Source organism: Halobacillus sp. Marseille-Q1614, from assembly GCF_902809865.1.
In the GTDB taxonomy this organism is placed as follows: Bacteria; Bacillota; Bacilli; order Bacillales; family Halobacillaceae; genus Halobacillus_A.
Genome location: NZ_CADDWH010000001.1, coordinates 3844977 through 3864064 on the forward strand (window position 1 = coordinate 3844977; position 19088 = coordinate 3864064).

Annotated in this window: 19 protein-coding genes and 2 pseudogenes; 17 read left to right on the forward strand and 4 right to left on the reverse strand. The window is 39.0% G+C overall.

Annotated features, from left to right (window positions below; genetic code table 11):
- Positions 1-174 precede the first annotated feature (174 nt).
- The 3 genes from HUS26_RS19240 (at position 175) to HUS26_RS20180 (ending at position 2089) form a co-directional block, all read left to right on the forward strand.
- On the forward strand, positions 175-504 hold the full coding sequence (locus HUS26_RS19240; protein ID WP_173918644.1) for a PadR family transcriptional regulator: 330 nt from the start codon (positions 175-177) through the stop codon (positions 502-504).
- A 1-nt stretch (position 505) separates the two neighbouring features.
- Entirely contained in the window at positions 506-850 is a 345-nt protein-coding gene (locus HUS26_RS19245; RefSeq protein ID WP_173918645.1) for a DUF1048 domain-containing protein, read from the forward strand.
- Between the two features lie 492 nt (positions 851-1342).
- On the forward strand, positions 1343-2089 hold the full coding sequence (locus HUS26_RS20180) for a L,D-transpeptidase family protein (RefSeq protein ID WP_173918646.1): 747 nt from the start codon (positions 1343-1345) through the stop codon (positions 2087-2089).
- 360 nt (positions 2090-2449) lie between these two features.
- On the opposite strand, the gene HUS26_RS19255 is transcribed toward HUS26_RS20180, so the two are convergent.
- On the reverse strand, positions 2450-2818 hold the full coding sequence (locus tag HUS26_RS19255; protein WP_173918647.1) for a VOC family protein: 369 nt from the start codon (positions 2816-2818) through the stop codon (positions 2450-2452).
- Between the two features lie 270 nt (positions 2819-3088).
- Here HUS26_RS19255 and HUS26_RS19260 point away from each other — a divergent pair, with 270 nt between their 5' ends.
- Positions 3089-3466 carry a DUF2200 domain-containing protein gene (locus HUS26_RS19260; protein WP_173918648.1) on the forward strand — a complete coding sequence of 126 codons (378 nt, stop codon included), beginning with the start codon at positions 3089-3091 and terminating at the stop codon, positions 3464-3466.
- Positions 3467-3719: 253 nt separating this feature from the next.
- Here the strand turns inward: HUS26_RS19260 and HUS26_RS19265 are convergent, their stop codons facing one another.
- Positions 3720-4469 (reverse strand): DeoR/GlpR family DNA-binding transcription regulator, encoded by a 750-nt coding sequence (locus HUS26_RS19265; RefSeq protein ID WP_173918649.1) that lies wholly within the window; start codon positions 4467-4469, stop codon positions 3720-3722.
- A 170-nt stretch (positions 4470-4639) separates the two neighbouring features.
- Here HUS26_RS19265 and HUS26_RS19270 point away from each other — a divergent pair, with 170 nt between their 5' ends.
- From HUS26_RS19270 to HUS26_RS19290, 5 genes are all read left to right on the forward strand, one after another.
- Positions 4640-5356, forward strand: coding sequence for a ribulose-phosphate 3-epimerase (locus tag HUS26_RS19270; protein WP_173918650.1), 717 nt, complete (start codon positions 4640-4642; stop codon positions 5354-5356).
- On the forward strand, positions 5343-5903 hold the full coding sequence (gene hxlB, locus HUS26_RS19275; RefSeq protein ID WP_173918651.1) for a 6-phospho-3-hexuloisomerase: 561 nt from the start codon (positions 5343-5345) through the stop codon (positions 5901-5903). Before HUS26_RS19270 ends, hxlB begins: the two co-directional genes overlap by 14 nt.
- Positions 5904-5948: 45 nt before the next feature.
- Entirely contained in the window at positions 5949-7112 is a 1164-nt protein-coding gene (locus HUS26_RS19280; protein ID WP_173918652.1) for a mannitol-1-phosphate 5-dehydrogenase, read from the forward strand.
- 18 nt (positions 7113-7130) lie between these two features.
- Positions 7131-7568: a PTS sugar transporter subunit IIA gene (locus HUS26_RS19285; RefSeq protein WP_173918653.1), complete on the forward strand. Its 438-nt coding sequence runs from the start codon at positions 7131-7133 to the stop codon at positions 7566-7568.
- A gap of 100 nt (positions 7569-7668) precedes the next feature.
- On the forward strand, positions 7669-9105 hold the full coding sequence (locus HUS26_RS19290; RefSeq protein ID WP_173918654.1) for a PTS mannitol transporter subunit IICB: 1437 nt from the start codon (positions 7669-7671) through the stop codon (positions 9103-9105).
- A gap of 142 nt (positions 9106-9247) precedes the next feature.
- Here the strand turns inward: HUS26_RS19290 and HUS26_RS19295 are convergent, their stop codons facing one another.
- Positions 9248-10105: a triacylglycerol lipase gene (locus HUS26_RS19295; protein WP_173918655.1), complete on the reverse strand. Its 858-nt coding sequence runs from the start codon at positions 10103-10105 to the stop codon at positions 9248-9250.
- 283 nt (positions 10106-10388) lie between these two features.
- Here HUS26_RS19295 and HUS26_RS19300 point away from each other — a divergent pair, with 283 nt between their 5' ends.
- The 8 genes and pseudogenes from HUS26_RS19300 to HUS26_RS19335 all read left to right on the forward strand — a co-directional run bounded on the left by HUS26_RS19300 (position 10389) and on the right by HUS26_RS19335 (position 17737).
- The gene (locus HUS26_RS19300) at positions 10389-10913 is read left to right on the forward strand and encodes a cysteine hydrolase family protein (protein ID WP_173918656.1); all 525 of its coding nucleotides are present in this window, start codon (positions 10389-10391) and stop codon (positions 10911-10913) included.
- A 401-nt stretch (positions 10914-11314) separates the two neighbouring features.
- Positions 11315-11506 (forward strand): annotated as a pseudogene (locus tag HUS26_RS19305) (PEP-utilizing enzyme); the annotation flags it as partial.
- 158 nt (positions 11507-11664) lie between these two features.
- Positions 11665-13992, forward strand: coding sequence for an RNA polymerase recycling motor HelD (helD, locus tag HUS26_RS19310; protein ID WP_173918917.1), 2328 nt, complete (start codon positions 11665-11667; stop codon positions 13990-13992).
- Between the two features lie 524 nt (positions 13993-14516).
- The gene (locus HUS26_RS19315) at positions 14517-14888 is read left to right on the forward strand and encodes a sporulation protein (protein WP_173918657.1); all 372 of its coding nucleotides are present in this window, start codon (positions 14517-14519) and stop codon (positions 14886-14888) included.
- Between the two features lie 397 nt (positions 14889-15285).
- Positions 15286-15867, forward strand: a complete 582-nt coding sequence (locus tag HUS26_RS19320) for a type 1 glutamine amidotransferase family protein (protein WP_173918658.1) — start codon at positions 15286-15288, stop codon at positions 15865-15867.
- 227 nt (positions 15868-16094) lie between these two features.
- Complete coding sequence (locus HUS26_RS19325; RefSeq protein WP_173918659.1) at positions 16095-16565, forward strand: peptide-methionine (S)-S-oxide reductase; 471 nt, start codon at positions 16095-16097, stop codon at positions 16563-16565.
- A 787-nt stretch (positions 16566-17352) separates the two neighbouring features.
- Positions 17353-17493 carry a hypothetical protein gene (locus HUS26_RS19330; protein WP_173918660.1) on the forward strand — a complete coding sequence of 47 codons (141 nt, stop codon included), beginning with the start codon at positions 17353-17355 and terminating at the stop codon, positions 17491-17493.
- 106 nt (positions 17494-17599) lie between these two features.
- Positions 17600-17737, forward strand: a complete 138-nt coding sequence (locus tag HUS26_RS19335) for a hypothetical protein (protein ID WP_173918661.1) — start codon at positions 17600-17602, stop codon at positions 17735-17737.
- Positions 17738-18227: 490 nt separating this feature from the next.
- On the opposite strand, the pseudogene HUS26_RS19340 reads toward HUS26_RS19335, so the two are convergent.
- A pseudogene (locus tag HUS26_RS19340) lies at positions 18228-18950 on the reverse strand (AraC family transcriptional regulator); the annotation flags it as partial.
- Positions 18951-19088 lie beyond the last annotated feature (138 nt).

Sequence of the window (19088 nt, forward strand, 5' to 3'; positions counted from 1 at the left end):
GTTAAACACCTATGAAACTTGTAATGATGGGCTTTTTGACGAAAAGTTTTATCCTTGACAATTCACGCTATTATGTATTACTATATACCAGTAATAAGTATTACTTAATATCAGTAACACACAATACCTGTAATACAGAGTACTGAAAAAAGCAAAATACAAATGGAGGTAAAAATGAGCAATTTTAGAGAAATGATGAAAGGGGTGCTGGAGGGGTGTGTGCTTGAGATCATCAGCCGTGGCGAAACTTACGGTTATGAAATCACTCAACAGCTGCGAGAACTTGGCTTCACGGATGTGGTTGAAGGCACAGTTTATACGATTACCATGCGGCTTGAGAAAAACAATCTGGTGGATATCGAGAAAAAGCCATCCACTATGGGACCACCGAGAAAATTTTACACACTCAACGCAGCAGGCCAAGAGCACCTTGAAATATTTTGGGGGAAATGGGAATTTGTCTCAAGTAAAATTAACGAACTAAAAAAGGAAAAGGAGAAATGATATGAGTATTTTTGAGAAAATTATCGGTAGTCTGAATGACAAGCGGGAATGGAAAGCGATGGAGGCGCGTGCGAAGGCACTTCCAAGTGATTATTACAATGCTTACAAAGCGATCCAAAAGTATATGTGGACCACTGGTGGTCCTTCTGACTGGAAGGACATAAGCCGTATCTTTGGCGGCATTCTCGATCTCTTCGAGGAAGGTGCAGCGGAAGGTAAGAAAGTTACTGACCTCACAGGTGAGGATGTGGCCGCTTTTTGCGACGATCTATTGAAAGACGAGAAAACCTGGAAAGACAAGTATCGCGAGAAATTGAACGATTCGATTCGTCGGGAGCTAAGCTAAATCCCTGGGGTTTTGTATGGCAGCTTTCACTGCCTTAAAAATATCGTTCGAGTTGCTTTATACTAGTACCATTACCGATTTCGATTGTGAAGATTTGAAAGATAATATCATGAAGCGTTGGAAAAAACGAAAATTTGATAATTGATATAGACTGAATAGCGGGTTATGAAAGAGAATGGCCGCCATTACTATTCAGTTTTATTTTTAATTCGGTAGTAAGTTATACAGAATATCAGTAATGCTAAGTAGAGAGCTATTGGAAATCTAGCTCCGCAAGGCACTCGACCGGATGATTACTCCGCTTAGACGAGCAAGTATCAATAAAATCATTCATCCGCATCAATTGAGGCATAGCTGTGCTAACCAACCATTTGATGGCTCATATCTACTTGAAAATTTCTATATTTCGACAGCCGCTTTCGACACTTATTTCCTCTTTTCCGGGAGTATAATATTTCCATGCCAACTAAGGGAAGTAATGGAGGAAAGAGAATGCAGCTAAGAAAAATCGCGTTTGTATTGGGGATTTTGGGATTGAGTTTATGTTTTATGGTAAAGCCGGCGGAGGCCGCACAGAACGAAGCAATTATTATTAACAAAAGTAACAACCAACTGGCTTTTTATGAAAAAGGTACACTTGTGAAAGTATTACCTGTAGCCACGGGAAGAACGAAAAGTTTAACGCCGGAAGGGAAATTTTCTCTAGTGAATAAGGTTAAAAACAGGCCATGGTATAAAGGAAATATCTCAGGTGGTGATCCACGGAATCCATTAGGTGCAAGATGGCTCGGGCTCAAAGTACCGGGAGACTGGGGACATACTTCAGGAAATATTTATGGAGTACATGGAACCAATAACCCGTCCTCGATTGGAACTTACGCGTCCAACGGCTGTATTCGAATGTATAATAAAGATGTCATCTGGCTGTATGACCGGGCGGATCATAACATTCCGGTCTATATTACAAGCGCTTCCTCATCATTCCCGGCGTTAGCACAAAAATTTGGGGTTGCCAAAGCCCAAAAAGCAGTCGCAGGATATGAAACCTTTAACGTCAACTTAAGGTATGGCAGTAAAGGAGATGCAGTGAAAATTCTACAGAGAAAACTCAGCATTACGGCTGATGGGTCCTTTGGGCCGCAGACCTTAAGCGCTGTAAAGAAGTTTCAAAAGTCAAAAGGGTTAGTGGCTGATGGTATTGTAGGGCCTAAAACAAGGAAAGCATTATTCAGTAAATAATCAAAGGAATCCAAAAAATAGAACCTGGGAAAGCTCTCCCTGAACGATACCCCGAATGAAGGACATATTTAAAAAAAATGTCTATATTCGGGGTTATGTGTGTTCAAGAACTCGAATATCCCTTTATAATCTTGAAATCTAGTCCATGAATCGGGGCGAATATCCAATAAAGGGTAGTCGCTTTTATTCGAGCTTTACTTACCAATCCTTGCTAAACTGAAATAATCAAAGCTGCAAAGATAAAGAGGGCTATAATGCAGCTAAGACTCATGATCTGTAATAAAATAGGTTCCATTATAAAAAGCTGCCCAAATGTGAGCAGCTAAATATGCAAGACAGAAGATTCTATATGGAAATAATTTAGTTATGTACTTGAAGTTTGTTTCCATTCGGGTCATAAAAGTAAAAAAACTGATGCCCTTCATCTTCCTCTATGGATTCTACTTTTACATCTTGACTAACTAAATATTCGTAGAGCTCCTTAATACTTGAAGTGGTGAAACCGACAGAAAACTCAGGTTGACCATCTTTGAGAAAATGCCCTCGGGAGTCCTTGTCGGCTTCTACTAATACTAATAGTGGGCCTGATTCAAGTTCGTAAACAGCTAAGTCACCTCTGTTAAATCTTAATTTCAACTTTAAACATTCTGAATACCATGAAACTGATTCACTAAGGCCGACGACTGGTATTCTGAAATAATGGATACCATTGAATAAAGAATCACTCATGTTCTTCCTCCTTTAGTAAATATCACCATAATATATTTCGTTCATTTTTCTTGAAATCCTTTATTTTATTAAATATTTAGAAGCTAGCTTTATTGTAAATTTTTAAAATAATTTGTTACATCTCTCGAAACTGAGTCTTCAACTATAGGGGGCGATTATTCAAGAAGTCTATTAACTCCTGCTTTGACCATAGAAGAGGAATCAAAATAATTTTTGAATGATATAATAGGAGAACAATTAATCAAATACACATGAAAGGGAGGATGTAACATGACCAAACATAAGATCTATACAATGAGTGTATCAAAGGTCTATCCCCATTATGTTGCGAAGGCGGAGAAAAAAGGGCGTACGAAAACAGAAGTCGATGAAATTATCCGCTGGTTGACAGGGTATAGCCAGGTAGAGTTAGAAACACAATTGGAAAAGCAGACAGACTTTGAGACCTTCTTTGCGGAAGCTCCCCAGCTGAACCCTTCACGGAATTTGATCAAAGGTGTCATCTGTGGTGTCCGAGTGGAAGACATTGAAGAACCAACTATGCAGGAAATTCGCTATTTGGACAAGCTGATTGATGAGTTAGCAAAGGGAAAAGCAATGGAGAAGATTTTGCGGAAAAACCAAGAAGCTTATCCGAATAAAGGATAAGCTTCTTTTTTTGATTGTCTAGGAAATTATAAAATTTCAAGCTGTGGATAGATATGATTAAAAGAGCAGCATCCAGCTCCCAGACACTCCCGTCATAAGCAATCCGCCCTGCGAAAAAGGCCGCGCCTTCCTTATGCGCTTCGTGTCAACCAGGGCGCTTTAAGCCTTTGTTCTTTCTATTGATCTACATCCATATAACGGTTTAAGCTTTTCCGTATACCCATGCCAAAGTTGGAAAAACCTCGGGATTATGTTAATCGATAATATGGATTCTTTGTTTCTCGTACAACTCTTTAATATCCGGTTTTAGTTGTTCTGTTATTAAGTAAGTCAAATGATCTGTTGGACAAACGATATGGTTAGAAATCGTATCTAACTTATCTTTAGTTACCATTCCCAGAATTTCAGTAGAAATAGATGCCATTTTTCGTTTTACTAAGGCTTCCGACAAACTCGGAACACTTATTCCTATTTGAGGATCAATTTTATAAATACCCATTATATATAAATCTGCCCTCATTGTAGTTAATGCTTCAAAGGTATCAATCCCCAAATTCACCATGGACTGCTTAAATAAGGTTCCTCCAATCATAATGACTTCAACATCTTTATGATTAGTAAGTGCCATCGCAATAGGAGGACTGTTCGTTATCACAGTGCCCTTTAGAGACAAGGGCAGCTGATGTACCAATTGTAAGTTAGTCGTCCCCCCATCGATTAATAGGACCATATCGTCTTTAATAAGATCTAAGGCCTTGGTAGCCAGATTCAATTTAGTTTCATTATAAATTCCCTGCCTCGTTGAAAAGTCTTCGACTGGAGGTCCTTTTCGCAGCGCCCCGCTATGTACTCTTTTAATAACACCTTGGTTATCTAACTCTTTTAAGTCTCTTCTAATCGTATCTTCTGAAACGGATAGTCGTTTGCTTAAATCGCTTGCAATCACTTTGTGTTCCTCATTTAGAATATCAACAATTCTTTCCTGGCGTTCTTGTTTAAGCATAAACGTATGACTCCTCTTATCATTTCTTAAATTATATCACATCTTATCCTTTGAAAAAAAGGTAAACATGCAAAAAGATGCAGAAAATCGCAAAAACATGCTTTACATTTTAAGAAACATGCATTAACATGAATAAAAAGGCATAAAGAAAAATACAAGGAGGCACAAACATGCAAAAAAAGATTACTATAGCTCCATCCATAATGTGTGCGGATCTCTGTAATTTAGAAAAAAGCGTGAAAGAAATTGAGAGAGAGGGACTGGATACGTTACACATTGATGTCATCGATGGATCGTTCAGCCCAAGCATGCCGCTCGGTATCTCAACCATTGAACAATTAAGAAAAATAACGGATATGAAATTTGACGTCCACATTATGTCAAATGACAATGAGTTCTTTATTCAGGAGATGCTCAAAATAGGTGTCGATCAAATAACCTTCCATATTGAAACCAGTACACATATCGATCGTTATATCAATTTAATTAAAAAGCATGACACCAAGGTCGGCATTGCGCTTAACCCGGCAACTCCACTATCTGTTCTGGATTATGTGTTACCGCAATGTGACACAGTTTTACTGATGTTGATCAATCCAGGCTTTGCAACGGATAAGAACGAAGAGCAAGTCTCCTATGCTAAAAAGAAAGTGGAAAATTTATCTGACTTGATAAAATCTAAAGGGCTAGATACCAAAATTGAAGTGGATGGACGAGTCTCCTTAAATACTATAGCAGGGTTGGTAAACGCTGGTGCAGATACATTAGTGGCTGGCAGCACAAGTTTATTCCATTCTGAAAATAGCCTGGCAGACAATAAAAAGTTGATAGAAGAACTTATTGTTGAAGGATTACATGAGGAGGCTGAACAATATGAGCAATTATAATAATGCAACTAAAAAAATAACAGATGAAATTACAGCGAGTTTAACCAATATCAAAAGCGATGATGTAGATCAATTAATAAATGAGATAAATAAAGCAGAAAAAGTATTTTTCGTAGGTGTGGGCAGGGTTCTCTTATCCTTAAAAGCCATAGCCAAAAGATTAGCTCATATCGGCATTAACACGTACGTGGTCGGGCAAATCACTGAACCAGCCATTACGGATAAGGATTTACTTATTGTGGGATCTGGGAGCGGAGAAACACAATTCCCTTTGATTATCGCAAACAAAGCTAAACAGTTTAATGCCAGAGTTGCCCATATCGGTGCAAATCCGAACAGCTCCATGAGCCAATATTCAGATCTATTTATCAGAATTCCAATAAGCTCAAATGCTGATACTCCTGAAGAAGTCCAATCTGAGCAGCCGATGAAAAGCTTATTTGAGCAAAGTTTACTGTTATTGGGAGACACTATTGCATTGATGATGGTGAATGAAAAAAATATTGAGCTGCAATCACTTTGGGAATACCACGCGAATTTAGAATAAAGTGTTCACAAATGAGGCCCCTTGGCCTGTAAAGGAGGGTTAATTATGAAAGCGCTGCATTTTGGTGCAGGAAATATCGGTAAGGGTTTAATCGGATATTTGTTGAACAAAAGCGGATTCGACTTATGCTTTGTTGATGTTAACGAATCTACGGTCAATAGTATGAATCGAAGCAACCAATATTTTTTGGAAATATTAGATGAAGATCGTACAGGAGAAAGCATTTCCCCTGTACGTGCATTGCATAGTAGTTCACAAGAAGAGGTGATCGATGCAATAGTTGAAGCTGACCTTATCACCACATCTGTAGGAGCAGGTAATTTATCGAAAATTGCTCCTGTGATATCCAAAGGTCTGTTAAAAAGAATTCAGTTGGATAAAGGCAGCATTGACATCATTGCAAATGAGAACATGATAAATGCTTCCTCTAAATTGAAAGATGAGGTCCATAGAAATACCTCTGAGAGTGATAGGGAAGCTATCCGTTCCCATGTTGGATTTCCGAATTCAGCTATCGATCGACTTTCACTGTCCGAGAAGAGGAGTGAAGGTGAAGTTACCCTTGTGGAACCTTACTACGAATGGATGATCGAAAAGCCGGGAATGCTCCATTCAGATTTACCACCCATAAATAACGCCACTTATGTAGACGAGTTAAAGCCCTATATTGAACGAAAGCTGTATATCGTCAATATGGGCCATGCGGCCACAGCTTATACCGCGTTTCTAGAGGGTTATACCACGATTCAGAGCGCCTTGAAGAACCCGGAAATTGAAAAATTCTTAAGGGAAGCACTTCAGGAATCGGCTCGTTACTTTATTCAAACCTATGATTTTGAGGCTGGGGAAATGAGCGGGTTTATTGATAAGACGGTTAAGCGTTTTAAAAATGATAATATAAGTGATGATATAGTACGAGTCGGCAGGGCGCCAATCAGAAAGCTGGGCTTTGAGGAGAGATTGGTCAAACCAACCAGAGTCCTTTTCGAAACAGGCTTACCGATCGAGAGACTCACAACTGCCGTGGCCGCAGCCTTCTTATTTCATAACCCTCACGATGAAGAGTCCGTCACTATCCAATCCTATATTCGTGAACATGGAATCGAACAATCTATTACCCATTTCACGGAAATCGAGGATACGACCTTAAAGAGTAAGATCAAAGATAACTATATCAGCTTAAAAGAAAAGTACTCATTAAAATCATAAACGAAAGGTGATGTTGATATGTTAGCCGAGTATTTAGAAGGAAATATCCGTTTCTTACCATCCGTTGATTCTTGGGAAGCTGGAATACAAGAAGCTGCGGCTCCATTATTAGATAATGGGTCGATCACTCCTAAGTATATTGACGATATGATCCAAAATGTAAATACGAATGGTCCTTATATTGTCATTGTCCCAGGAATTGCGATGCCACATGCCAAAAATGATGACAGCGTAGTCAAAACAAGTGTATCCTATTTAAAGCTGGAAGAACCTGTACAGTTTCCAAAAAATAAAGAAGTAAATACCTTTTTCGTTTTAGCTGCTGAGGATAGCACTGGACACCTGGATCTAATATCTGACTTGTCTTCTGTTCTGATGGAGGACGAGATTAAGAATAAACTCGAAGAATCCAAAAGTGAGCAGGAAATATTAGAAGTGTTAAAAATGGTTGAATAGATCTGTCCTTGTTAAACGGTGAAAGGCAGCACCTTTTCTTTTCCTTTACTTCTTGACGTAGCTTTTAAAATTACTGAATTATCAGAAAGGAATGACAAATATGGCTGATGCAGTACATCCAACGGATAATGTTGTAGAGACAAACACTCCTTCTACGCGCGCGAGGGTTCAAGCATTTGGCGGCTTTTTAACAAATATGGTTCTACCGAATATTGGAGCATTTATTGCCTGGGGACTATTGACTGCTTTGTTTATACCAACTGGTTGGATTCCGAATGAAGAGCTTGCCCAGATTGTCGATCCAGCTATTAAATACCTGCTTCCTTTACTTTTAGCCATTACGGGTGGACGAATGGTTGGAGGACAAAGAGGAGCTGTAATGGGGGCTATCGGGGCGATTGGATTAATCGTTGGATCAGATATTCCGATGTTCCTGGGTGCAATGGTTATCGGTCCTTTAGGGGGCTGGATCATCAAAAAATTTGACAGCCTCATTGAAAATAAAATTCCTGCAGGATTTGAAATGATTGTTAACAATTTCTCGCTGGGGATTTTAGGATTCTTATTGATGATTCTATCCTTTTTCTTTATAGGACCTACAATAGAATCAGCGAATAACCTTGTAACAGCAGCTATTGAGGCGTTAGTCGCCACTGGTTTACTGCCTTTGCTTTCTCTCATTAATGAGCCGGCTAAGGTATTATTCTTAAACAACGTCATTGACCAAGGCATCTATTATCCCTTGGGAATGCAAGCTGCTGCCGAAACAGGGAAGTCCATTTACTTCACAGTAGCTTCTAACCCCGGTCCAGGTCTTGGATTGTTGCTGGCATTCACTTTATTCGGCAAAAAGACGGCTAGACGAACCGCCCCGGGTGCAATAGTCATCCACTTCTTAGGCGGAATTCATGAACTCTATTTCCCTTACGTATTGATGAAACCCCTTACAATAATTGGGATGATCGCCGGGGGTATGTCAGGTATCGCTGTTTTCAGTTTGTTTGACGCGGGCCTTGTTGCCGGCCCAAGCCCTGGCTCTATATTCGCCTACCTTGGATTAACCCCTAAAGGAAACTTTATCGGAATCATCGCTGGTGTACTGGTAGCTGCCGTTGTCACATTCCTGGTGACAGCTTTCATTCTGAAACTTGACAGAAGTTCCGAAGATGAAGATATTTCTGCTTCTGTAGAGAAGTCGAAAGCTATGAAGCAAGAAGGGAAAATGGTTTCTGCAAATAGTCAAGAAAATCAAGAAGAAATCAATAAAATTTCTTTTGCATGTAATGCGGGGGCGGGAAGCAGCGCAATGGGCGCAACCACCTTCAGAAAGAAATTGCAAAAGAATAATATCGAAGGCATCGAAGTCAAACATTACAGAATAGAAGATGTTCCACAACATTCGGACATCATTGTAGTCCATGAAGATTTACAGGAAAGAGCGAGAAGAGCTCATCCTGATAAGGAAATTATCACGATAGAGAACTATTTAAATGATCCCGCTCTTGCACAGTTAATGGAGAGATTGAAAAGGGATTAAATAATTTCATGAAGTAGTCCAATATGTCAAAAGGAAGCTGTAAAATAACAGCTTCCTTTTTTTATGTTGCGTTAGGTTGAATATCACTAATTATCACTAAGCTCAGGTTTTAATATATAAGTTCGTACCGGAAAGTGTAAAATTAATTAAATGGGCTTAACGCTCGTTCAGCGTCTGCCGGACCATCATGAGCAAGCGCATCATAAACAAAGGCATAAGAGAATGGGTCATAGACTATTCCCTGATGACCGATTTTGTTCAATGGATAGTGGTCTTGAATCGTAATGTTAGATATTTGTTTCTTTGGTCCTTCAAGGAAAGCTGAGGTATAGGGGATGACCACTTGATCAGTTTCCGTAGTTAAAACAGTATAAGAAACGTTTCCTCGGACTTCCTCTCCGCTGTTTAGATTTTCAAGAAATTCCGATCCTGCTAGTTGCTGCTGGCAGGCTATACAAGAAGAGATGTCAGCCAGCTTTGGGTTTAGTCTTTCGAAACCAAAAAATCCCTTTGTTCCATGGTTAGAAGGCACAAAAGCAATTAAGTTATCTACATACTTGTCCCCGCCTAGATACTTGAGATAGTACCTCGGCATCATTCCACCCTGGCTGTGCCCTATAATATCTACTTGATCTGCACCGGTGAGTTGACGAACATTGTCAACAAAACTTTTCAATTCTTGAGCGGATTCTTCAATAGGACCTGTAGAAGCCCCGGCGTGAGTAAACCCGTAATTTAATGCATAGACACAGTATCCCTTACTTGCAAGTGCAGGGGACAGCTCCATCCAGTTTTGGGCACTGCGCTCAAATGTACCGGGAACAAGAATGACCGGGTTGGGTTTATCGTCAGCTGGCTCACAACTCGGATTATTAGCTCCAGGCGGCGGTGTGCCTTGCTCTAATAAAAAACCTTCCTCACTTTCAGCCATGGATGAATTCGGTACTACGAGAAAGAAAACGATGAACAAACTAAACGTGTAAAAGAAATACTTATCCAAATCAACTCTCCTCTCTAAAAATGAATGACGGTTCATCAAGGGTGTAAAAAGAGTTCACTCAGGGTATTTCTGCTTTTGCAGTATTTCTGAGTGAACGATCCCTATCTCTGCACTATGTATTACCTTTGTTGGTTACGATATAACAGCGCTTACATTTTGTCAAATTAATCTGTATATTAAAAATATTTAGATATTTCAATTGAAAGGCAGGGTGTGCAACAAGTCTTAAAGAATAGGATACAATAGATAATAACGATCATATGTTTTATTTAAGGGGGAAATAATGAGGAAAGCACTACTGGTTATAGACGTTCAAAATGGGATGTTTCAAAAAGGTAATGTTGTATATAAAGGGGACAGGTTACTGCAGAATTTAAAAGATCTCATTGGACAAGCACGATCTACTGAGACACCCATTTTTTATGTACAGCATAATGCCCATTCAGGTAAACCTCTAGAGTATGGCACAAAAGGATGGGGGATCCATCCTGACATTACGCCAAACAGCCAAGATGTAATCATTCAAAAAAATACTCCTGATTCATTTTTTAATACTTCTTTAGATGATGAACTGAAAAAACAAGGGATTGGACATCTAGTAATCGCGGGAATTCAAACAGAAGCGTGTGTGGATACGGCCTGTAGAAGAGCTTTTAGTATGGGATATAAAGTGACTTTAGTTTCAGATACGCACAGCACTTGGGATTCCCAAGACATTACTGCCCGACAAATCATAAACCATCATAACGGGGTATTGCGTTGGTTTGCCGATGTTAATCCAAGTGAAAATATTACATTTGATAGCTGATGGGGAAGTTATGAAGTGACGGAGTAGGCTTGAACGAGTTATTTTGATGTACTTCAGAATGTTCGTCTCGATACGCTTCAAGAAAAATTTAAATAGGGGAGCCAGCTGCTGGCTCCCCCAAAATTTCTTATACATCAAGAAAGAACCTGGATGGTTTTCCAGGTTCTTTTATATTGCACATAAACAGACGCGATGATATAATCAGATCACTACTGTGATATTAAAAAATATATAAAAATATCCCATCTTACACTTTAATAATACCATGCCGGTGAACTGTTGTCAAATGTTTTTCTCAATTTAATGGTTAGGAGAGAAGGAGTGAGTTTTTTTGGTTCTCGGTTTTCAGGAATTAGAAAAAAACATAGCTTTCGCTCGTTTGCGGAAAAGGGTTAAATTTAGGGGAATTATCAAAAATTGTATCGATAAAAGGTATAGTAACCGAGGTTGGTGGACTGATGACCCGTGGAGCAGTTACCGCGCGTGAATACGGATTACCAGCAGTAGTTGGTGTGGAAAATGCCGCTCAACTGATAAAAGAGGGGCAGCGACTTCGCGTGCATGGTACAGAAGGATATATCGAAATATTGTAAGAACTGAATACGTCCAGATTGAATGAGCAGCACCGCTTCAGTGGTTATCAGGGCGGTGTGCCAAGATTTTGGGCAAAACATTAAGGTTTATGGTTCAACGAACGGTTATGATAGTGCAAGTCAATCCCAAATCTGCGTTTTCTAAAGGAGTGGTTAATCTGAACAAAGAAATTCGAAAAGAGCAGGAGTATCTGGATAAGGTGATGGGTACCATTGCGAAGCAAATCTACGAGGTGGAAGCAGATGCGGCCAAGCGTAAAGAAGAAGTCATCCATATCCGTAAGCACTTTTGGGATGATCTTAAAATTAATATGGATACGTTTGATGATTACCTGGAGACCATTATCGGAATGAGGCAGCAGGCGCAGGATTTGTCTGTCAGTCAGAGTACACACAGGCATTCCTATCATAGGCTGGCGAGACTTAAACGAATAGAGAAGGACCCTTATTTCGGCCGGATTGATTTCACGGAAGAGGGAACTCATGAGACAGAACAGATTCATATCGGAGTTTCGACGGTTACGGATGAAGTGAGCGAAACAATCCTTATTTACGATTGGAGAGCTCCGATTTCGAGTATCTATTATGATTATCCCCCTGGACCGGCGGACTATGGTATCCCGGGTGGAGGAATTATTCGAGGGGAGCTTGAGAAGAAGTGGCAGTATAACATCAGTAATGGTGTGATCGAGTCCATGTTCGATACGAGCCTTGCGATCGGTGATGAGATCCTGCAGGAAGTGCTGGGTAAAGGATCCAATAAGCAAATGCATAGCATCGTGGCAACGATTCAGAGGGAGCAGAATAAAATTATCCGCAACGTTAGCGGGAGACTTTTAGTCGTGCAGGGGGCGGCGGGAAGCGGTAAAACATCCGCTGCCCTCCAGCGCATCGCTTATTTTCTTTATAAATATCGGGACACTCTAAAGGCAGATCAGATCCTTTTATTTACTCCTAACACAATGTTCAGCAACTATGTATCGCATGTGTTACCAGAGCTTGGAGAAGAGAACATGCAGCAGGAAACCTTTCAGGATTATCTGGACTACCGGCTGGATCGCTTATTTATTGTTGAGGATCCTTATGATCAGCTGGAATATCTTCTGGAGGCTGCGGATGACCCTCACTATAAAATAAGAAAAGCCAGTATTCAATTTAAGGCTTCATCGGCCTTCTTTGAAGGCATCAAAAGGTATCGGGAAGCTCTAGAGGAATCTGGATTGATTTTTAGAGGGATTAAGTTCCGCGGGCAGACGCTCGTTTCCGCTAAACAAATCACAGACACTTTTTATAGTGAGAATACCTCGCTGCGCTTTCTTAATAGAATTGACAAGTTGAAAGAGTGGTTATTGAAGGAAATCGATCAAGTGGAGAAGACAGAAGTGAAGAAGCCGTGGGTACAGGAAGAAATCGAGCTGCTCAGCAAAGATGAACTTCAGAAGGTATTCACTCAATTAGAGGAAGATTCCTTTGAATTCTACGAAAAAGAGAATCAGATCCTGGCCCGGATCATCGTACGCAGGAGGCTGAAGTCTTTGCGTGAAAAGGTAGAGGCTCTTGAATTTATCCATGTGAAAAAATTATACAAGCAGCTTTTTGATCACTCGACGAGTAACAAGTTATGGGATGAAAAAGATATTCCTAAAGAGTGGGAAGAAATTTGCCTGTTGACGAAAGAAATGCTGGAGGAAGGGAAGCTTTATCACGAGGATGCTACGCCATTCTTGCTGCTGAAGGAGCTCATTCAAGGCTTTCAGTCAAATACTTCAATTAAATATGTGCTCATAGATGAAGCGCAGGATTATTCTGTCTTTCAATTCGAGTTTATTAAAAGGTTATTTCCCAGAGCCAGGATGACGGTGCTGGGTGACTTTAATCAGGCCATCTTTGCCCACTCAAATAATTTGGCAGACTTTCACGCACTGACCAGCTTATATGGACCGGATGAAACGGAGCGTATCACGTTAGACCGCAGTTACCGATCGACCAAGCAGATTATTGAGTTTACCCGTGAACTTGTTCCAGAAGGTGAACAAATCAAGGCTTTTGACCGGGAGGGAGAGAAACCAACCCTTACAGTGCTGCCTGACCAAAAGGAACTGCACGAAGAAATCATAGCTAAAGCAGAAGACTTGCAAAATCGCGGGTCTCATACGATCGCCATCATTTGTAAATCAGCTGCAGAAAGTTCATCAGCCTATCAATCTCTAAGTACCATAAAAAATCTTAAACTCGTGAAGAAGAGCACCGATGAGTATGAACAAGGGGTGATTGTGATTCCGGCCTACCTGGCAAAAGGGATCGAATTTGATTCTGTCATTATTTATAATGCCTCACAGCAAGTCTATGGAGATGAAAGTCTGCGCCGATTGTTTTATACCGCGTGTACGAGAGCTATGCATCACCTGCACATTTATAGTGTAGGCGAACCAAGTCCTTTTCTAACAAACATTCGGTCTGGAAGATTGCTGATCACTCAGGATTGATATATTGCGAGTATTTATCCTCGCGATGATCAAAATTTAGTTTCTTGCATAACGATAGAGGCCAAACTATTTTCACCTATCTACATTAACGTAAGCAGGTTAGTAAAGATACAACTTATTATTATAGGTGTTCCTTTCTTTTGTATGCTTAACTTGTTGACGGGGATTGAGGGGTGTTGTAAGATGAGCTTACAGTTTATGAGTATAGACTGTGCACAACAGAGCCCATCATACTCCAAAGGGGAGTAGCTTACAGTTTGCGTCGACAATACGTGGTCTATGGCCACCGGCTAAACTGGCAACATTATGTTGTTTGCGAGACCTTTGCCATTTCAGGTGAAGGTATGAAATTACGTTGAAAGACCTTTACCAACAATCGGTAAAGGTCTTTTTTGATTTTATCAAAAGCTTTCGTTAGGTAAAGTCAAAATATTTAAGTTTAATACAAGAGTTAAGTGATATAAATAATCTAAGTGCTTCATTCAAAATTTTTTAGGAGGGCATTCAAACTGAAAAAGAATTTGTTGAATTTTTTAAGAATAGGGCGGCCTAAAATCGACCTGATTCTCGATTCTCAGAAATCAAGTAAAATTGAAGGGATATTTTCTCTATACGGTGGCTGGACAGAACACCGTATTCACCGCCTTGAATGTGATCTTGTTAAAGTATCTAGTGGGGAAAAACCAAATTTTGTAGCTCCAGTAGTTACAAGGCTCATGGCTCAAAGTATTAAACCTAAGGAATATATTGAGGTACCATTCCACTACCAGCTGCCAGCAGATCTTCCGCCTTTACAAAAAGGGGAAGTTTATCAACTTCAAACAAGACTTGTTGTAGATAAGAATATGAAATGCACAGATACGGATGAATTAACAACTATGCATCAACTTTCTTAATCAGAAAGTGCTTTCTAATTAAGTCCCAAGGAGTTATTTTTTAATCTTTTTTAAAGGTGCGGATACATTTAGACGTTCCAATTAACACCTGTATAATGCTCCAAATCAACGGGTGGCTGCTGGTGTTTTTTTCTGTGAATATATATGTGGTGCTTTGGCACTGCTGAATTTCAGAGACACAAACATATCCGTTTGTGTCTTTTGGATTTAAACTAAGGGTGTTGCTTTTAACCTCATGATTTTAAATGGATGCTATTGCATTAAAGGGTGCTTATCTATAACTAGATAGGTTTTTTTTAGTTGAAATAAAAGATTGAGTTATCGCAACCAATTTGAAATAATTGGTATTGAAGGTTTTGTTTAATCAATAATCACGGAGAATGGGGAGGACATACATATGAAGAATGTCTTGGTTTTTATCACAGATGGATTTGCTGATTGGGAGGCAAGCTATGTGACTGCAGAGTTAAATAAACCAGGATCAGGTTATCAAGTTAAAACAATTGCGATTGATAGCCTTCCAAAAACTTCAATGGGTGGATTAAATGTCATACCAGAGTATAGTTTACAAGACTTTTCTTTTGAGTTGCCATTTGAGATGTTGATTATTCCTGGGGGAACGGGATGGAAAGAAGAGAAAAATCAACAGATAAAGAAGCTAGTTGAGTTCTGTTTTGAAAACGACATTCCTGTTGCAGCGATATGTGATGCAACTACTTTTTTGGGGAATCACGGATTTCTAAATCAACATAAACATACTGGTAATTCATTGCCATACTTAAAAGAAGAAGCACCTAATTATGAAGGTAATAAAAATTATATAGATGAACAATCTGTTAGTGATGGATGTCTAATCACAGCTAATGGAAGTGGAGCAGTCGAATTTTCAAGAGATATTCTAAACAAATTGAACGTCTTAGAAGGTGAAGAACTAAGAGAGTGGTATGAATTATTCAAAAAAGGCTTTATTAAAAGTTAGTATGAATTTCGCAGTTGCAGGGAGGTCAACTTTTTGGAGGATGAAGAGGCCGTCCTGGCTTTGGAAATGGTAAACGATCGTAATTTGACCGTCCATACTTATAATTAAGAAGTGGCCATTAAAATCCACAAAAATTTGGATGAACCGTAACATAAATAACTGCATTTTTTTCTTTTTTATTTACTTAGAATAAAATTTTTGTGTTTTAAACAAAGAGGAGAGTCCATATGGAAGTAGTATATCTTGCAGGTGGATGTTTATGGGGAGTACAAGCTTTTATAAAAACTTTACCTGGAGTTAAGTTTACAGAAGCGGGAAGAGCTAATGGAACCAGTCATACACTTGAGGGAGATTATGATGGCTACGCCGAATGTGTAAAAACAGGATTTGATCCGACGGTTGTAACGATCAGGGAATTAATGGGGTATTTATTTGAAATCATTGATCCATACAGTTTGAATAAACAAGGAGAGGATGTTGGCGAGAAATACAGAACAGGAGTATATAGTGAAAAGCCTGAACACTTAAAAGAGGCGAAGGCGTTTCTTAGTGAGAGAAATGATTATGACCTTATAGTTGTTGAAGTCTTACCTCTTACAAACTATGTGAGAAGTGCAGAAGAACATCAAGACAGGTTAGCTAGATGTCCAGATGATTATTGTCATATTCCAGAAGAAATATTAAGTAAATATAAGTAAGGGAAAATAGTAAAAGGTGGTTGATGAGCTAGCTTTCAGAAATGCTTTTCCCTTTACTAAGGAACACAAAATAGTTTAGTCGGACGCGTTTATCTCATAACGCGTTTTTTTGTTTAGGGCGTTAATGTTCAATAAGCACGAGGAAAAAACAACCGATCAATTTGCTGCGAAGTACAAGGATACTGTACATTCAAACGACATCTACTTGTCTGACTTTGTGAAGGAATACACTGTGTGTGATTTAAAGATCTCTTAGAAGATACCTAGAAACAAAGTTCGAAATGATAAGAACGTGGATAAAAGCGAAGCCATTCTGCGGATCCATGCTTTGGAAATTGACGGCCAGGCAGGTTAATAATTTGTATTATTTTGTATTAGTATGTCTTTTTTGAAAAATAGGCTTTACTTTAAGATGGGTTTCGCATATAATTTCCAGAGAAAGAAAAAATTATCAGAAAGCGAGGTCGAAACCAATGATGAACACTTTAACTTGGAATCAAACGGTACAACTAAATCGACCTGCGCTATGTATTAGACCCTAAAAATTTTTCTTGAAAAATAGGATCATAACAGCCGCAGGTGATGCATATTGTATTCCTGTGGCTTTTTTGCATCTTCATAAACGGAGAGCTTTAAAGCAGAGTCACAGGATACCTGTGGCTTTTTTGCGCCTTCATAAATGGAGAGCATTTAAAGCAGAGCCACAGGACACCTGTGGCTTTTTCTTATGGAATCAAAGGTATTTTTACTCTTTTGATACAATTTTACATTTTTAAGGAGGTGGGCAATGATGACCATGCATTTCTTTATTTTCACTATTCGTGTGAACCGTCGCAAAAAACAGAGGTATTCACCGCTCCCCGGTTACCGGCCGAGTGCTCAAGATCAATGGCTTGACCGAAAAGCAATGAACAAAAATATCATCTAAGAAAGGGAGTGTAACCAATGGTTGAATTATTAAGGATTGAATTTATGAACTGGTTAAATGCGGAGAAGGATTCCGCTTAGTGACAATCACATAGGAGGAATAAACGATGAGAATTAACTTTTTAATTTTTGTGATATCATTTGAAAAAATGGCGCCGGAAGCTAGAGATCGTTCGGCTGAGCGTGCCCGATTAATCAGTGAGCGCATGAACGAAACAAAAATGAAACACAATAAATTGTATTAAAAACTCTTTGCTTTTTGGAGTGACACAGTCAAATAAAACTAAATAAAACACCCAGGCTGCCATGACTCTCAATTCTATTGGAGTCTGGCAGTTTAATCTTTGAAAAGTTCGACAATAAATAGAATCATACATGTACGATTTTATTTTCTGGTACAGTACGGATAAATGGTAAAGTATTGGTTAATAAGCCCAAGCCCCACTCGTAATACCTTGCTGTTGGAAAGAGGGGTTTTTCAAAAAGCTCTATCATGTTTTTGTGCAAATGGGCATACAGCCGTCTCCCTTAGAGAAACGCCTTAGGACTTTCATATTGTTAAAGTTTAACAATAGGCTCCTTCTCGTGAAGGAATAAGGATTGTAACGCTTAAATGGATGAACCCCCCCATAAATTGGAGGAATGCGCACACCTCCTTTCACTAATGAATAAAGAATCACCAATTTCGAGTGAATGATTGGACTTGGTAATTCTAAAATCCAGGAAAAAGTGTGTTTATTTAATTTTACTAATAAGTTTTTTATATTGTACATCTCCATATCCGATGGTTGGAAAAAGCTCAAATAACCTTTCAAGTAATTCAGATGTCGATAAGTTTATATTGCTTTTAATATACTGAATGACTGGATTATCATCTTTCAGCATCTCTAAGTATAGATCGATTGCCTGGTACATAACTGGAACTACGTCAACTGATGTTTTTTTATGATCTAACAGGATGTCTTCATAAACAGTACTATAATTACCTAACTGAAGTTCCGTTTGTCTTACCTTACCTTCATCTTCTCTAAAACTATTCAGGAAAACTCTTCCCCTGTAATCGGATTGTTCAAGGTAAGCGAGAAGTGTAAGAAGGTTCATTTGACAAAACATATCTTCGCCAAACCATAATACGATATATTTATATTTGTTGTTAAAGAGGTTATTTAAAGGGTTTATGACTTTATTGATATAATCTTCCACTGACTCAAGGTGTCCAGCTGCTCTTCTCTTTATGAATTCTTTATTAAATATATTCCTGGTAGTGGCGTTTACACACATAGCTTCATTAAATGGAGCGTAATCTGAATTCCCCATAATTTCTTTATGCTTAAACTCCTCATACATAACCTGCCCATTTAAGATATGGAGTACATGTTCATTAGATAAATCACTGGTTTCGATTTGTATGGGATTAACCCTCATTTTTTCTGAAAAATCCATTTCGCATCCCTCCTCATTATGATAGGTATAGTCGGGGGCTTATAGGGAACTTCAATTCCTATACGTTCATTTACCACATCTAGTAATGCTGGATGGTACTTATTTTTCAATAGTGAGGCAGTTTAAATAAAGCACAAACGTCAACTTTACTTT